This window comes from Streptomyces sp. NPDC001401, from assembly GCF_042895385.1.
Lineage (GTDB): Bacteria > Actinomycetota > Actinomycetes > Streptomycetales > Streptomycetaceae > Streptomyces.
Window position 1 is genome coordinate 213,656 of sequence record NZ_JBIAWI010000006.1, and the last position, 15,539, is coordinate 229,194.

At 71.0% G+C, this 15,539-nt stretch carries 14 protein-coding genes; 7 read left to right on the forward strand and 7 right to left on the reverse strand.

The genetic code is table 11. From position 1 onward, the window contains the following. Positions 1–11: 11 nt before the first annotated feature. Complete coding sequence (locus ACFY10_RS22185) at positions 12–395, reverse strand: hypothetical protein (RefSeq protein ID WP_390666888.1); 384 nt, start codon at positions 393–395, stop codon at positions 12–14. Between the two features lie 159 nt (positions 396–554). On the opposite strand from ACFY10_RS22185, the gene ACFY10_RS22190 reads away from it, so the two are divergent. The 5 genes from ACFY10_RS22190 to ACFY10_RS22210 all read left to right on the forward strand — a co-directional run bounded on the left by ACFY10_RS22190 (position 555) and on the right by ACFY10_RS22210 (position 8,925). Then, a complete protein-coding gene (locus ACFY10_RS22190; protein ID WP_390666889.1) occupies positions 555–3,167 on the forward strand; it encodes a PA14 domain-containing protein in 2,613 nt (870 codons plus the stop codon). Between the two features lie 29 nt (positions 3,168–3,196). After that, a complete protein-coding gene (locus tag ACFY10_RS22195; protein WP_390666890.1) occupies positions 3,197–5,518 on the forward strand; it encodes a GH92 family glycosyl hydrolase in 2,322 nt (773 codons plus the stop codon). 144 nt (positions 5,519–5,662) lie between these two features. Further along, on the forward strand, positions 5,663–6,994 hold the full coding sequence (locus tag ACFY10_RS22200; protein ID WP_390666891.1) for a wax ester/triacylglycerol synthase family O-acyltransferase: 1,332 nt from the start codon (positions 5,663–5,665) through the stop codon (positions 6,992–6,994). A 125-nt stretch (positions 6,995–7,119) separates the two neighbouring features. After that, positions 7,120–8,613: an SDR family NAD(P)-dependent oxidoreductase gene (locus ACFY10_RS22205; RefSeq protein WP_390666892.1), complete on the forward strand. Its 1,494-nt coding sequence runs from the start codon at positions 7,120–7,122 to the stop codon at positions 8,611–8,613. Positions 8,614–8,688: 75 nt separating this feature from the next. Then, a complete protein-coding gene (locus ACFY10_RS22210) occupies positions 8,689–8,925 on the forward strand; it encodes a hypothetical protein (RefSeq protein WP_390666893.1) in 237 nt (78 codons plus the stop codon). 36 nt (positions 8,926–8,961) lie between these two features. On the opposite strand, the gene ACFY10_RS22215 is transcribed toward ACFY10_RS22210, so the two are convergent. From ACFY10_RS22215 to ACFY10_RS22225, 3 genes are all read right to left on the reverse strand, one after another. Continuing rightward, on the reverse strand, positions 8,962–9,783 hold the full coding sequence (locus tag ACFY10_RS22215; protein WP_390666894.1) for an SDR family oxidoreductase: 822 nt from the start codon (positions 9,781–9,783) through the stop codon (positions 8,962–8,964). Between the two features lie 25 nt (positions 9,784–9,808). Beyond that, a complete protein-coding gene (locus tag ACFY10_RS22220) occupies positions 9,809–10,258 on the reverse strand; it encodes a hypothetical protein (protein ID WP_390666895.1) in 450 nt (149 codons plus the stop codon). Positions 10,259–10,372: 114 nt separating this feature from the next. After that, entirely contained in the window at positions 10,373–11,500 is a 1,128-nt protein-coding gene (locus ACFY10_RS22225; protein WP_390666896.1) for an ABC transporter ATP-binding protein, read from the reverse strand. Between the two features lie 377 nt (positions 11,501–11,877). Here ACFY10_RS22225 and ACFY10_RS22230 point away from each other — a divergent pair, with 377 nt between their 5' ends. Together ACFY10_RS22230 and ACFY10_RS22235 are read left to right on the forward strand one after the other, a co-directional pair. Next, positions 11,878–12,051 (forward strand): hypothetical protein, encoded by a 174-nt coding sequence (locus tag ACFY10_RS22230; protein WP_180292383.1) that lies wholly within the window; start codon positions 11,878–11,880, stop codon positions 12,049–12,051. Between the two features lie 54 nt (positions 12,052–12,105). Further along, positions 12,106–12,588, forward strand: coding sequence for a GNAT family N-acetyltransferase (locus ACFY10_RS22235; protein WP_390666897.1), 483 nt, complete (start codon positions 12,106–12,108; stop codon positions 12,586–12,588). A gap of 23 nt (positions 12,589–12,611) precedes the next feature. On the opposite strand, the gene ACFY10_RS22240 is transcribed toward ACFY10_RS22235, so the two are convergent. The 3 genes from ACFY10_RS22240 to ACFY10_RS22250 all read right to left on the reverse strand — a co-directional run bounded on the left by ACFY10_RS22240 (position 12,612) and on the right by ACFY10_RS22250 (position 15,410). Continuing rightward, entirely contained in the window at positions 12,612–13,256 is a 645-nt protein-coding gene (locus ACFY10_RS22240) for a LysE family translocator (protein WP_390667110.1), read from the reverse strand. A gap of 70 nt (positions 13,257–13,326) precedes the next feature. Beyond that, positions 13,327–14,010 (reverse strand): hypothetical protein, encoded by a 684-nt coding sequence (locus ACFY10_RS22245; RefSeq protein WP_390666898.1) that lies wholly within the window; start codon positions 14,008–14,010, stop codon positions 13,327–13,329. Positions 14,011–14,066: 56 nt separating this feature from the next. Next, positions 14,067–15,410: an amidase gene (locus ACFY10_RS22250; RefSeq protein WP_390666899.1), complete on the reverse strand. Its 1,344-nt coding sequence runs from the start codon at positions 15,408–15,410 to the stop codon at positions 14,067–14,069. Between the last annotated feature and the right edge of the window lie 129 nt (positions 15,411–15,539).

The window sequence follows — 15,539 nt, forward strand, 5'->3', positions numbered from 1 at the left end:
GTGTCGGAGCCTCAGCCGGGCGGCCGCATCGACTCGAAGTTCTTCATGATCACCTCGCTGGTCCGGCGCAGCTCGTCCTTGGGGCTGATCTGCAGATACTCGCTGCCGGGCTCGGTGTGGACGGGCACATGGCCGGGCGGGGCGTAGAAGGCGTCCCCGCTCTGGTAGGTCTCGTCGTGATCCGCGTAGTGGAAAGTCAGCTCGCCCTTGAAGACATAGCCCCAGTGCGGGCACTGGCACCGGTCGTCGGGCAGCCCCTTGAGCAGCGGCCGGTGGTCGACGTCCTCGCGGAACGTCAGGAAGTCCACCGTGTAGTCGTCGAACTCCTCGGAGCGGTCCACGACCATGCCGTAGTCGCCGCCCTGGGTGGCCGTGTCCCTGGAAACCTTCGGCATCTTCGTCGCCTTCTCTCCGCCGAGGTGGCCTCTCCTGCCCATCCTCCGCGTCCGCCCGGCGAACGGCATCCGGTGGGACTTGTCATGTCCCTGGACGCAATTCGGAATCCGTGTTGTCATGCCAACTGCTGTCCATGACAACGTTGTTATGGGGGTTCCGTGCACATCAGACGCCTCAGAGACCGACTCGCCCTACTGCTCGCAGCGGCCCTCGGCGCGGCCGGGCTGGCCACCGCCGCCCCGACCGCGACCGCCGCCGAGGACCCCGTGGAGATCCACGGCCTGAAGGGCGAGTACTACACCCAGTCCGCCCCCGGCGCCTTCGACTTCGACCAGCTCAAGGCCACCGGCTTCGACCCGAACCTCGACTTCGACAACCTGGAGCCGCGCCTCGCCTTCACCACCGGGCAGTCGGACGACGTCAGCGTCCGCTGGACCGGAAAGATCGTCCCGGAGAGGACCGGCCCCCACACCTTCTCGATCACCGGCGACAACGGCTTCCGGCTGTGGATCGACGGCAAGATCGTCATCGACCACTGGGTGGACGACTGGGACCGCGAACAGACCGGTGAACCCGTCGAGTTGACCGCGGGCAAGGCCTACGACATCAAGGTCGAGTACTTCGAGCACTACGGCGGCTCCAACCTCCACCTGCGCTGGACCCAGCCCGGCGGCAGCAAGGAGGCCGTCCCCCAGTCGGCCTTCCGCCTCCCCGACGGCTGGGCCTACGACGGCGCCACCGCCGCCACGGTCACCGGCACCGGCCGCACCCTCAAGCTCGACTTCGGCCGGCGCCTCGCCGCACCCCCGGCCGGCCTGACCGACCACCTCGAAGCGGTGATCGGCGGCGCCAAGTGGCCACTGGAGGCCGCCCAGCTGGATCCCGCCGACCCGAGGGCGCTGCTCGTCGCCCTGAAGGAACCGGTCGTCGGCAACAAGACCGGCAGCGCACGCGGCACCGCCGACGTCCGCTACGACGGAAACGGCGGCCTCGGCACCGCGGACGGCAACGTTGTCAAAGCGTTCTGGAGCAGCGGCCCCAACCACTCCACATACGAACTGCGCACGAAATGGGCCGACCAGGTGGGCCCGGACAACGCCCTCCCGGAGTACCCGCGCCCGCAGCTGACCCGCGCCGACTGGCGCAACCTCAACGGCCGCTGGCAGTTCGCCGCAGCCCGGGCGGGCGAGCAGCCACCCGTCGGCAGGACGCTCGCCGAGCGCATCCTCGTCCCGTACCCGGTCGAGTCCCAGCTGTCCGGGCTCGAACGGCACGAGGACCGCATGTGGTACCGCCGCACCTTCACCGTCCCCGCCGACTGGGAGATCGGCTCGGGCAAGCGCCTCCGGCTCAACTTCGGCGCGGTCGACTGGCGGGCCGAGGTGTACGTCAACGGCACCAAGGTGGCCCAACACCAGGGCGGCTACGACAAGTTCAGCGCCGACATCACCGACGCCCTCAAGCCCGGCCGCACCCAGGAACTCATCGTCGGCGTGTACGACCCCACCGACGCGGCCGACGGCGAGAACCCGCCGCTCGGCAAGCAGCGCCTGGACCCGAGCGGCATCTGGTACACGCCGACCTCGGGCATCTGGCAGACGGTGTGGATGGAGCCGGTGGCGGCCGATCACGTCGACTCCCTGAAGCTCACCCCGGACGTCGCGCACAGCACCCTCACCATCGAGGCGCAGGGCGTCCGCGACGGCGTACCGATCACCGCGACGGCGTACGACGGACAGCGCAAGGTCGCCACGGCCCGCGGCCGCACCGGCGGCTCGCTGACCCTGACCATCGACAACCCGCACCTGTGGTCGCCCGACGACCCGTTCCTCTACGACCTGAAGGTCACCGTCGGCGCCGACCGGGTCGGCAGCTACTTCGGGATGCGCTCGATCGCCGTCGAGAAGATCAACGGCGTCCCGCGCACCGTCCTCAACGGCAAACCCGTCTTCATGATGGCCACCCTCGACCAGGGCTTCTGGCCCGACGGCCTGTACACGGCACCCACCGACGAGGCCCTCGCCTACGACCTGAAGGTCCACAAGCAGCTCGGCTTCAACGCCGTCCGCAAGCACATCAAGGTCGAGCCCGACCGCTGGTTCTACTGGGCCGACCGCCTGGGCCTCATGGTGTGGCAGGACATGCCCGCGATGACGGCCGGGGTGAACCCGAGCACGGCCGCCCGCGCCGAGTACGAGCGCGAGATGAAGCAGATGATCGACGAGCACATCAGCAGCCCGTCGGTCGTCATGTGGGTGACCTTCAACGAGGGCTGGGGCCAGTACGACGAGGCCCGCATCGCCGACCAGGCGAAGTCCTGGGACCCGACCCGGCTGGTCAACTCCATGTCCGGGCTCAACCTCGGGGCCGACGGCGGCACCGGCGACATCATGGACGAGCACGGCTACCCCAGCCCCGCCCTGCCGCCCTACCCCGACGGCCAACGCGCCCTGGTCAGCGGCGAGTACGGCGGCCTCGGCCTCGCGGTGCCGGGACACGCCTGGTCCGTGCAGCAGTCGTACGTCGACGTCGACCCGACGGCCTACACCGACGACTACCTGGCCAAGCTCGCCGAGGTGCACGCCCTGGCCTGCAAGGGCGGCAACGGCGCGGTCTACACCCAGATCTCGGACGTCGAGGGCGAGCTCAACGGCCTGCTGACGTACGACCGAAAGGTCCTCAAGCCCGACGCGCAGCGGCTGAAGACCGCCCAGCAGGCCTTGATCCGAGATGCTTCGCAGGCGACTCCCGCAGGCTGCCCGACCACCTGAACCCCACGTCTTTTCGGAGGACTCCCGACATGAGATGGACCCGGCGCCTGCGCCTGTGCGTGGCAGGTGCGCTGGCAGCGTCCGCGCTGTTCGCCGCACCCGCCGCCGCGCAGGCCACCGAGCCGAGCGACGCCCAACTCACCGATCTGGTCAACCCGTTCATCGGAACCGAGAACGAAGGCAACACCTATCCCGGCGCCGCCGTGCCCTTCGGCATGGTGCAGCTGTCGCCGGACACCGGCCACAACACCGGCTACGACTACTCCCAGAACCACATCCGCGGCTTCTCCCTGGTCCATCTGTCGGGCGTCGGCTGCGGCCTCGGCGGCGATCTGCCCGTGCTGCCGACCACCGGTGACGTCACACAGACGGACTACGCCAAGTACGCCGCCGAGTTCGGCCACGACGACGAGGCCGCGAGCCCCGGCTACTACCGGGTCGGCCTGAGGACCGGCATCGAGGCCGAGCTCACGGCGACCGCGCGCACCGGCGTACAGCGCTACACCTTCCCGGCCACCGACAAGGCCAACGTCCTGCTCAACGCGGCCCAGTCCCTGCACACCACGGTCTCCACCAAGGTCGAGATCCTCGACAGCCGCACCGTGCGCACCGCCATCACCGGCCGCGGCTTCTGCCAGGACACCAAGCCGTACACCGTGTACACGATCACCCGCTTCGACCGTCCGTTCACCGCGTACGGCACCTGGGACGGCTCGACCGTGACCGCGGGTTCGAAGAGCGGGGCCGGCGGCGCGTACGTCCGCTTCGACACCACCAAGGACCGCACGGTCGAGGCGACCACCGCCCTGTCCTACGTCGACGCGCGCGGCGCGGCGGTCAACCTCCGTGCGGAGGGCGGCCGTTCCTTCGACGCCGTACGCCACAGGGCGCAGCAGGCGTGGGAGGACCGCTTGGACGACGTCCGCGCCCAGGGCGGCAGCGACATGCTGCGCCGGACCTTCTACTCGTCCCTGTACCGGTCGTTCCTCGCCCCGAACATCGGCAGCGACGCCGACGGCCGCTACACCGGCTGGGACCAGAAGATCCACCGGACCGACGGCTTCACCTACTACCAGAACTGGTCCCTGTGGGACACCTATCGCACCCAGTCCCAGCTCCTGTCCCTGCTCGCGCCGCGCGAGGCCCGGGACATGGCGATCTCGGTGATCAAGATCTCCGAGGAGAGCGGCTGGCTGCCCAAGTGGGGCTACGGCACGGTCGAGACGAACATCATGACCGGCGACCCGGTCACCCCGTTCCTGACCAATGCCTACCAGCAGGGGCTGCTCAAGGGATACGAGGAGCGGGCGTACCGGGCGCTGAAGCAGAACGCCGACGGGGTGCCGCCCGCCGACTCGCCGGCGGTGGGCCGGGAGGCGAACAAGGAGTACATCGCCGAGGGCTTCGCGCCGTACATCAAGGGCCGCCCGCATGTGAAGCCGGGCGACTCGGACTACGACCACGGGGCCTCGGCGACCCTGGAGTACGCCCTGTCGGACGCGATGCTCGCCCAGATGGCGCGCGGCCTCGGCCACGACGCCGACGCGGCGCGCTATGCCGCCCGCGCCCAGAGCTACCGGCACATCTTCGACCCCTCGACCGGCTTCTTCCGCGCCCGCGACGCCTCCGGCGCCTTCACCGGCCCGGCCGACCCGGCGCAGAGCGAGGGCTTCCACGAGGGCACGTCCTGGCAGTACCAGTGGCTGGTGCCGCAGGACCTGCCCGGCATGGTCGGCCTCATCGGCGGCAAGCAGGCGGCCAACGACCGGCTCGACTCGTTCTTCGCCTACGACCAGCTGCTGGCCGACCCGGCGAAGACGGCCCGCGAGGTGTGGGTCAACGGCCCGTACGACTACTACAACGCCGACAAGTACAACCCGCAGAACGAACCCGACCTCATCGCCCCGTACACCTACCTGTCGACCGGCGAGCCGTGGAAGACGACCGACGTCGTGCACGCGGCGCTGACCCTCTTCACGGACGCGCCGACCGGCATGACCGGCAACGACGACCTCGGCACGATGTCCGCGTGGAACGTGCTGTCGTCGATCGGGATCTTCCCGGTGCAGCCGGGCTACGACACGTGGGGGCTGTCCACGCCCGTCTTCGACCGGGTCGATGTGACGCTGGACCGCCGCTACTACCCGCGCGGCGCCCTGACGATCACCGCGCGGGGCACCTCCGCCGCCGAGCGGTACATCCAGTCGGCCCGGACGGACGGGGCTGCCTACGACCGGACCTACCTGACGACCGGTTCGCTGCGCTCCCTGCGCTCGCTCGACTTCACGGTCGGCCCGCGCCCGTCTGAGTGGGGTACGTCACCACAGGCGGCGCCACCTGCACTGAAGTGACCTCAGGTGTCTCTTGAGTCCCGCCTCTCACAGAGGGGCGGGACTTAATCTGCTGTTAACTGTGCGTAGCTTGATCGTACTTGACCGTAATCGCCCAGGGGGGGTTGACTGCTGGCTCACCCTTCGTCGACGCGAGGCAAGCCATTGACTTCTGACCTGCTCGCTCCTCTCGACCTTGCGTTCTGGAACATCGAGTCCGCCGAACACCCCATGCACCTCGGCGCGCTGGGGATCTTCTCGGCGCACTCGCCCACCGCGGGCGCCCACGCCGCCGACCTGCTCGCTGCGCGGGCCGCGGCCGTACCCGGACTGCGGATGCGCATCCGGGACATATGGCAGCCGTCCCCCCTGCAGCCGCTGTCCTTCGGCAGCGCCAGCCGCGAGCCCGACCCCGACTTCGATCCCCTCCACCATGTGCGGCTGCACGCCCCGACCGCGGACTTCCACGCCGAGGCCGGCCGGCTCATGGAGCGGTCGCTGGAGCGCGGCCGGCCGCCGTGGGAGGCGCATGTGCTGCCGGGGGACGACGGCGTCTCCTTCGCCGTGCTGTTCAAGTTCCACCACGCCCTGGCGGACGGCCTGCGCGCGCTCACGCTGGCCGCCGCCATCCTGGACCCGATGGACATGCCCGAGCGCAAGCCCCGCCCGGAGGAGCCCAGGCGCGGCCTGCTGCCCGACGTGCGCAAGCTGCCCGGGCTGGTCAGGGGTGCTGTGTCAGACGTGGGCCGCGCCCTCGACATCGGCGCCTCGCTGGCCGTCTCCAGCCTGGGGGTGCGCTCCTCGTCGGCGTTCACCGCGGAGGCCACCGGCACCCGCCGCACCGCCGGAGTCGTCCTCGACCTCGACGACGTGCACCGCGTGCGCAAGGCCCAGGGCGGCACCGTCAACGACGTCCTGATCGCCCTCGTCGCGGGCGCCCTGCGCCGCTGGCTCGACGAGCGCGGCGACGGCAGCGACGTCCGGCCGCGCGCCCTGATTCCCGTCTCCAAGCGCCGCCCGCGCACCGCGCACCCACAGGGCAACCGGCTCTCCGGCTACCTGATACGGCTCCCCGTCGACGACCCCGACCCGCTCGGCCGGCTCGACACGGTCCGCTCCGCCATGGACCGCAACAAGGACGCCGGCCCCAACCGCGGCGCGGGCGCCGTCGCCCTGCTCGCCGACCATGTCCCCGCGCTCGGCCATCGGCTCGGCGGACCGCTGGTCAGCCAGGCCGCCCGGCTCTGGTTCGACATCCTGGTCACCAGCGTGCCGCTGCCCAGCCTCGGCCTGAAGCTCGGCGGCAACCCGGTCACGCAGGTCTTCCCGTTCGCCCCGCTGGCCCGCGGCCAGTCCCTGGCGGTGGCCGTCTCGACCTACCGCGGACACGTCCACTACGGCCTCGTCGCCGACGCCGAGGCCGTACCCGACCTGGACCGGCTGGCCGCCGCCCTCACCGAGGAGGTGCAGACGCTGATCACCGCCTGCCGTTCCTGAGCCGCATCCTTTTTGCTCGTTCGCGGGCGGGTTTGGTGGACCGGCCCGGCGCTCCGTAAAATTCGCCCTTCGAAAGCGAGCGCGACCGGAGCGCCGCGACGGCAGACCAGGGAACGGCAGCGGCGATGACGGTGACAGACAACGGCTCGGCGGCCATGGACGAGGTCGTGTACGGGCCCGGCATCGACCCGGAGCGGCTCGCCGTCTGCCTCAGCGTGCTGGAGGAACTCGACAAGCTGGAGGTCGACCACCCCGACGCGATCGCCGTGCGCCGGGCCACCGCCGGCATCTACCGCACGGTCAAGCAGCGCCGCCGCCAGGAGCGCCGGGCCGCCAAGACCGCCCATGACAAGGCGGTCACGGAGGCCACGGCGACCGGCTCCGCCCAGCGCATCGACGACGAGACGGAGGGCATCCTGCCGTCGTCGGTCACCGAGGAGGGCAAGATCGCGGGGATACTCCAGCGCCCGCGCTCCTGCTACACCTGCAAGACCCGGTTCGTGGAAGTCGACTACTTCTACCACCAGCTCTGTCCCGACTGCGCCCGCCTGAACCGCGGCAAGCGCGACGCCCGCGCCGACCTCACCGGCAAGCGCGCCCTGCTCACCGGCGGCCGCGCCAAGATCGGCATGTACATCGCGCTCAGGCTGCTGCGCGACGGTGCGCACACGACGATCACCACGCGCTTCCCCAAGGACGCCATCCGCCGCTTCAAGGCCATGGACGACTCGGCGGACTGGATGCACCGCCTGGAGGTCGTCGGCATCGACCTGCGCGACCCGGCACAGGCCGTGGCCCTCGCCGACCAGGTCGCCGATGCGGGCCCGCTCGACATCCTCGTCAACAACGCGACCCAGACCGTGCGCCGGCTGCCCTCCGCCTACGCCGCCCTCATCGACGGCGAGAGCGCCCCGCTGCCCGCCGGGGAGCTGCCCGCACACCACGTCATCGGCGCCTTCGGCTCCGGTGCGGTCGACGGCCTGGCCGCATTGCCCGTCGGGATCTCCGGCCTCGACGCCCAGCAGGTCGCCGACCTCGCGCTGGTCGCGGGCAACGCCAGCGTCGCCCGGCATCTCGACGGCACCGCCATCGACGCGGGCGGCCTGGTCCCCGACGTCGTCGACACCAACACCTGGGTGCAGACCATCGAGCAGATCTCCCCGGTGGAGCTCCTCGAAACCCAGCTGTGCAACTACACGGCCCCGTTCATCCTGATCAGCAAGCTCCGCCCGGCCATGGCCGACGCCGCCAGGAAGGCGACGAGCGGACGCGCGTACGTCGTGAACGTCTCCGCGATGGAGGGCGTCTTCGGCCGCGGCTACAAGGGCGCGGGCCACCCGAACACCAACGCCGCCAAGGCCGCGATGAACATGGTCACCCGGACCAGCGGCCAGGAGATGTTCCAGAGCGACGGCATCCTGATGACCTCGGTCGACACCGGCTGGATCACCGACGAGCGCCCGCACTACGACAAGCTGCGCCTCGCCGAGGAGGGCTTCCACGCACCGCTCGACCTGGTCGACGGGGCCGCACGGGTTTACGATCCGATTGTGCGCGGCGAACAGGGCGAGGACCTGTACGGCGTCTTCCTCAAGGACTACGCGCCCGGCAAGTGGTGAACCACCGGCCGTGACGTGTGGCCCGGCGCCCGTGGGGAACTCGGGCCCTGGTGAGTACCGCGCCAGGGAGTGACCATGGGCAGTCCACACAGCATTGATCCGCGAGCGTTCAACGATCCGCGCAATCGCTACGAGACCGACGAGGAGTTCTACGCGAGCGATCGCCCGGAACACGCCGTAATCCCGGAGGACCGGCCCCGCGGAGGCGGGACCGGGTACGCCCCGCTCAAGCACCGCGGCACGTGGGCCACGGTCGCCCTCGTCGCCGGCATCATCCTGCTGATCCTTGTGGGGATCGCGCTCTTCCCGTGAGGGATGCAAAGCCCTCCCGGGAACACATGGCCACCGTCAAGAGCGAGGTGGTGCGTATGAGCGAAGGCGGTCGTGGACGGCGTACTCCCGCGCGGAGTGCGCCGTCCTGACGCGTGTGCCCCCGTCCACCAGCAGATCCGCCCCGGTGATCCACTGCGCGGCGTCCGAGGCCAGCCACACCACGGCCCGTGCGACGTCCTCCGGCTCACCGATCCGCCCCAGCGGCAGCCCTGCGGCCAGCTGTTCTTCGCCCGGCTCCCACACGAACCGCGCCATCTCGGTGCGCACGAGCCCGGGGGAGACCGAGTTGACCCGCACCTTCGGCGCCAGCTCCCCGGCCAGCTGCTGCGTCAGGTGCAGCAGGGCCGCCTTGCTCGTGCCGTACGCGCCCACATGGGGCCCGACATGCCCGGCGCCCTCCGTGCACACATTGACGACCGAGCCGCCGTGCTCCCGCATCCAGGCCCGCCACGCCCACTGCACCAGCCGCAGCGGCGCCTCGACGTTCACGGCGAACGCCTCCCGCCAGGCATCGGGATCGGCATCCATGAGCGGCCCGTACGGCTGGTTCGTCGCCGCGTTGTTGACCACGACGTCGATCCGGCCGAACGCCCGCAGGGCCAGCTCCGTGACCTCCCGCAGATGATCCGGATCCCCGACACTGCCGCTCACACCGATGCCGCCCAGCTCGTCGGCCGTGCTGCGCACCTCCTCCGCATCCCGCGCGGTCACGCACACCAGCGCCCCCGCCGCGGCCAGCTGCCCGGCGACGGCACGTCCGATCCCGCGCGTCGCTCCGGTGACGACGGCGGCCCTGCCCTGGAGCCCGTACCCCTCGAGTGCGTACGACGACGTCATCGCCGTACCGTCTCATGACGGACCGTCAGTCGACAGCCCCGAGACGGGAGTTCCGTGCCGCGACGAGCTCCAGCACCGTGCGCCAGTCCTCCAGCACCCCCGCGTCGAAGCCGGCGCTGCGGCCCTCCTCGTCCGCCTGCCGCAGGCGCAGCAGATCGTCGTCGGCGGGCAGCTCGCAGCGATGGTGCTCGCGCACGAGACGGGCGACCCGCTCGCCGAGCAGGCCCCGCACCGCGTCGGCCGCGCAGTCCGGGTGGGCACTCTCGTCGCCCGGCCGCAGCAGCGGGCCGATGGCGTGGACCAGGCCCGCGACCTGGAGCTCCTTGTCGGCGGGGCGGCGGCGCCGCAGCAGTGCGGCGGTCTGCAGCGCGTGTTGATGCAGATCGACCCGGCGACTTCGCAGGCCCGGGGCGTCCCATGAGCCCCGGCAGGCGTACAGCAGATCCATCAGCTCTTCGACACTGCGCAGCTCCATGCGCCAGTCCTTCCGCCGGACAAGCCGTTGCCGTCCCGCCAGCAGATCATGGCCGCCTTGCGATTCGGCCAACGGGACTTGAACTGCGCGGCCAGTTCACGGCTCTGCGTGACCTCACCGCAACGGCGAGGCGTCCGCGTCCTCGGGAAGCCGCCGTCCCGTCACGGCCGAGAAGCAGTGCACGCCGTCCGCGCGGACGGCCACCCGCAGCGTGGCTCCCTGGCCGTAGGTGGGACGTCCCGGTAGGCGGACGACGATGTGGGCGAGCCCCTCGCCGGACCACGCGGTCGTGTGGAGGTAGACGACGGCGCCGGTGTCCTCGACCGTCTCCACCACGAGGTCCAGCCCCGGTGTCTCCCGGTCCTGGGGCGAGAGGAACTCGAACTGCTCGGGCCGGACGCCGAGCACGATCTCGTCGGCGCCCCCGGCACCGGCCGCGCGCAACGTGCCACGGGGCAGCGGCACGTCGAGGGCGCCGAGCCGGGCCCCGGCCGCGGACAGCGGAAGCCTGAAGAGATTCATCGCGGGCGAGCCGATGAAACCGCCCACGAACGTGTTGACCGGATGCGCGTAGAGCTCCTTCGGCGTGCCCACCTGCTGCAGCACACCGTCCCTGAGCACGGCGAGGCGATCGCCCACGGCCATCGCCTCGGCCTGGTCGTGGGTGACGTACACCGTGGTGATGCCCAGATGGTTCTGCAGCCGGACGATCTGCATGCGGGTCTGCGCCCGCAGCCGGGCGTCGAGGTTGGACAGCGGCTCGTCCATCAGATAGACCCGCGGGTCCCGCACGAGCACCCGCCCCGTGGCGACACGCTGCTGCTCGCCGCCCGCCAGCGATCCGGGCCGGCGGCCGAGGAACTGCTCGATGTCGAGGACGGAAGCGGCGTACTCGACCCGCTGCCGGGCGCGCACCCTGGACATGCGGGCGATCTTGAGGGCGAAGCCGATGTTGTCGGCAGCCGACAAATGCGGGTAGAGGGCGTAGTCCTGGAACACCATCGCGATGTCGCGGTCCCTGGGCGGAAGATGGGTGACGTCCCGGACGCCGATGAGGATCGAACCCGAGTCGACGTCCTCGAGTCCGGCGAGCATGCGCAGGCAGGTCGACTTTCCGCACCCGGAAGGACCGAGCAGGACCATGAACTCACCGTCCCCGATCTCGAGGTCGAGCGAGTCCACGGCCGGCCGGTCCGCCGACGGGAAGCGCCGGGTGGCCTTGTCGAAGGTGACGGACGCCATGACATCCCCCTCCCGGACATGTCCCTCGCACCCAGCATGGAACGGGTGTTGCCCCTTCGGCACGCCTGTAGGCCGAACGAGTGACAGGAGAGGGGTCTGAAACCGGACGACTTATGACAGTAACCCCAAATTTTCAGCCCCATAGAGCGGATGCCCGCTCATTTGGTTAATCTGGAGTGGACGGACAGTACCACCGGGTCCAACCCACACCCACGTCCGTCCCGGGGCAGGCCGGTCGACAACGGCCTGTTCTCACACGAGTTACCGGCGCCACCGCGTCCTAACTGCTTTCGACTCACACCCGAGCGGGCGTCAGGCGCCGGAACGCCAAGGGACCGGCCCGCCCCGAGGGTGACCCGACACATAAGGAGTGCGCGGTGACACCGGAGAAGACGAATCGCGAACAGCGCCCCAAGGAACGCACGGAGCGCCCCGGCCGACGGTCGGACGAACTCGGCAGCCTGGAAGTCTGGGCCCACGCGGCCCCCATCCGCCTGGCAGGCTACGAGGACGACCTGGCCGAGCCCCACATCCTGCCCAGCGTGGACTGAACCCGGCAGGACCTTCGCGATCGCCGACTGCATGGGCGTGCGACACTCACGCCCATGCAGATCAGAGAAGCCGCGGCCGAGGACTGGCCTCGGATCTGGCCTTTCTGGCACCGCATCGTCGCCGCCGGCGAGACCTACGCCTGGGACCCGGACACCTCCGAGGAGGCGGCCCGGGCCCTGTGGATGAACCCGGCCAAGCGCGTCTACGTCGCCGAGGACGAGACCGGCGCCGTCGTCGCCTCCGCCTACGTCACCCCCAACTACGGCGGCCCCGCCGCCCACATCGCCAACGCCGCCTTCATGGTCGACCCCGACCGGGCAGGCCGCGGCATCGGCCGCGCCCTCGCCGAACACATCCTGGCCGCCGCCAAGTCCGACGGCTACGACGCGATGGTCTTCAACGCGGTTGTCGAGACGAACCCGGCCGTGCAGCTGTGGACGTCCCTGGGCTTCGAGATCCTGGGCACGGTGCCGGACGCGTACGAGCACCCACGGTACGGGCGGGTGGGGCTGCACGTGATGTACCGGGCGCTCTAGGCCTTCTCCGGCCCGCCCGGACCTCACCCGTCCTTGCGCCCCGTCACCGCCACGGTCACACCCAGACCGATCATGGTCAGTCCGCCCGCCCCGCCGACCGCCGAGAGCCGTCGTGGCGAGCGGGCGAACCAGTCCCGGGCGGTTGCCGCAGCCAGGCCCCAAAGGCTGTCGGAGGCCACGGCGATGGCGTTGAAGACCAGGCCGAGCAGCAGCATCTGCAGCGTGACGTGGCCCGCGCCGCGGTCGACGAACTGCGGCAGTACGGCCGCGAAGAAGACGATGGTCTTGGGGTTGGTGACGCCGACGGCGAACCCCTCCCAGAACGTGCGCAGACCGCTGTGCGCCGCCACCTCGCCGCCCGCGAACACCGCACGCAGCGAACCGCGTTCGCGCCACGCCTTGACGCCGAGGTACACCAGGTAGGCCGCGCCGGCCAGCTTTAGCACCGTGAAGACGAGGACCGAGCGTTCCACGACGGAGCCGATGCCGAACGCCACCGCCACGACGAGCAGATACGCGCCGAGGGTGTTGCCCACGACGGTGGTCAGCGCGGCCCGGCGCCCCTGCGCGAGCGCCCGCCCGATCACGAACAGCACACTCGGCCCGGGTATCACGATCAGCAGGAGGGACAGCGCCGCGAAGGCGAGCAGACGGTCGGTGGACATCATGCGGTCCATGCAAGCACGGGCAGGGGCCGGTCTTCAGCCCGATTTATGCCGGGGCCCACCGACCCGGGACTTACGCCTCCGCTTGCGTCGCGGACGCGGGCCGTGCGGTGCGCCGGCGCAGGCGGTCGGCGAGGGGGAGGGCCGCCGCGCCGAGGAGGAAGCCGTAGACGGCGACCAGGCCGTGGCCGTTGTCCTGGGCCAGCCACATCGCCAGGCCCGCCGCGGGCACGCTCAGCGCGAGCAGGCGCTGCCTGGTGTCGGCGGTGGTCAGGAGGAGGGCCGCCGCGAGGGTGGCGGCGAGGAAGTACGTCGCACCGGAGCTGCCGGCGAAGTTGCGCGGGTCGGTGCTGCGGGAGCTCTCGCCGAACAGCGCGTCGATCCGCTCGGGCAGCAGGATGCCGGCGGCGAAGAGGGCCACCATCAGGGGGCCGCGCCAGAACCACTGGGCCAGCGCGGCCATCGCCGCGAGGGTGACGATGTTCCACGCGGCGCCGAAGAAGCCGCCGTTCTGCATGAAGACCGACGTCACCACACGCCACCAGCCAGATTTCCGCGGGTCGCTGTCGAGCGCGTCCATCGCCCCGGACCAGCACTGCTGGAGCACCACGCCGCCGACCGCCACCGCCGTGAGGCCGACGGCCGCCCACGGGACGGGGCGTCGGCGCAGGGTGTCCTCGCCGATGAGCGCCAGGCCGCTCTTGAACATCAGCACCATCAGTGCTGCGGTCGTCAGGTTGAACACAATGGTGCCCACGCGGATCAATCCCCCGTTGAAAGATCGTGATTGAAGGTCGGGGGGAACAATAACGCCTAGTCCAGCGGCGCCGTCCGCTGCCACGGATGCAGCTTCTCCAGCTGCTGCGCCACCTCCAGCAGCATCGCCTCCGAGCCCGGGCGGCCCACCAGCTGGACGGCGCAGGGGGCGCCGGAGGGCAGGGTGCCGAAGGGGAGGGACATGGCAGGCCAGCCGGTCAGGTTCCACGGCGGGGTCAGCGGCGAGTAGTTGGTGTTGGCGAGGACGTTGGCCAGCCAGCCGCGCTCGTGCCAGGCCACCGACTTGGGGGAGCGGCGGGCGAGCGCGGGGGTGAGCAGGACGTCGTACTCGGCGAAGAACGGCTCCATGCGGCGGCGCAGTCGCTCCCGGCTGTCGCCGGTGCGGACGCTGCTGAGGAAGCGGCGGCCGATGGTGGCGTGCACGCGGGTGCGGCGGGTGAGCAGGCGCGGATCCAGGCCCTGGGCGTCCACCGCCGTGCCCGCGGTCCAGTGGGCGAGGGACATCGTGCTCAGGGAGAGCGGGTAGGGCGGGTCGGCGCGGCGGACCTGGTGACCGGCCTTGATCAGGACGCCGGCCGCGTCGCGGGCCGCGGTCGTGTACGGCTTGGTGATCGTGACGCCGGCCAGGGGGCTGCGCAGCGAGACGGCGATCTTGCGCATGGCGGGCTCGGAGGGCGCCGCCGCCTCGGTGTCCGCCAGCACCGCCAGCATCAGGCGCGCGTCCTCGACCGTCGTGGCGAGCGGCCCGTTCTCCGACATCCCGAACCAGTCGCCGTCGCCGATGCCCGCCGGGACGATCCCGTGGCCCGGCTTGATGGTGACCAGGCCGCAGTTGGCGGCCGGGATGCGCAGCGAGCCCATGCCGTCGTTGCCGAGCGCGATCGGCACCAGGCCGGCGGCGACCGCGGCCGCGCTGCCGCCCGAGGAGCCGCCCGCCGTGCGGGTCGGGTCCCATGGGTTGCGGGCGGTGCCGTGGACGCCCTCGGTGGTGCCGAAGATGCACAGCTCGGGCACGTTCGTCAGGCCCACGACCACCGCGCCCGCCGCCCGCAGCCGGGCCACCGTGATGTGATCGTCGGTGGCGGGCGTGTCCGGCGTCGCGGCCGAGCCGACGCGGTTGGACTCGCCGCGCACGGCGAGGTTGTCCTTGACCGCCACCGGCACACCGGCCAGCGGCAGTTCGGCCAGATCGTCGCGGGAGGCCAGCTCGTCGGCCTCGGCGAGCGCCGCCTGCGCCCGCACGACCCGGAATGCCCCGATCCGCCCGTCGAGCCGCTCGATCCGGTCGAGGTGCTCGGCCACCACTTCACGGGGCGTGGCCCGCTTCTCGCGTACGGCGGCGGCGATCTCGGCGGCGGTCCGGCCGACCCAGCTGGTCACGGGCGCTCCTCGGGGTGCGGTACGTGGAACTACTCATGAGTACGCAGAGCACTCTGCCCCGCTGCGGCCTCCGCGTCGAGAGCACTCGCTCTTGGACATTCGGGCGGCTCTTCTTGGACTTTTCGCGGG

Coding starts and splice junctions, on each gene's coding strand:
- ACFY10_RS22185 (WP_390666888.1), bottom strand. CDS start 395: ATGCCGAAGGTTTCCAGGGACACGGCCACCCAGGGCGGCGACTACGGC.
- ACFY10_RS22195 (WP_390666890.1), top strand. CDS start 3,197: ATGAGATGGACCCGGCGCCTGCGCCTGTGCGTGGCAGGTGCGCTGGCA.
- ACFY10_RS22205 (WP_390666892.1), top strand. CDS start 7,120: ATGACGGTGACAGACAACGGCTCGGCGGCCATGGACGAGGTCGTGTAC.
- ACFY10_RS22210 (WP_390666893.1), top strand. CDS start 8,689: ATGGGCAGTCCACACAGCATTGATCCGCGAGCGTTCAACGATCCGCGC.
- ACFY10_RS22215 (WP_390666894.1), bottom strand. CDS start 9,783: ATGACGTCGTCGTACGCACTCGAGGGGTACGGGCTCCAGGGCAGGGCC.
- ACFY10_RS22220 (WP_390666895.1), bottom strand. CDS start 10,258: ATGGAGCTGCGCAGTGTCGAAGAGCTGATGGATCTGCTGTACGCCTGC.
- ACFY10_RS22225 (WP_390666896.1), bottom strand. CDS start 11,500: ATGGCGTCCGTCACCTTCGACAAGGCCACCCGGCGCTTCCCGTCGGCG.
- ACFY10_RS22235 (WP_390666897.1), top strand. CDS start 12,106: ATGCAGATCAGAGAAGCCGCGGCCGAGGACTGGCCTCGGATCTGGCCT.
- ACFY10_RS22240 (WP_390667110.1), bottom strand. CDS start 13,256: ATGATGTCCACCGACCGTCTGCTCGCCTTCGCGGCGCTGTCCCTCCTG.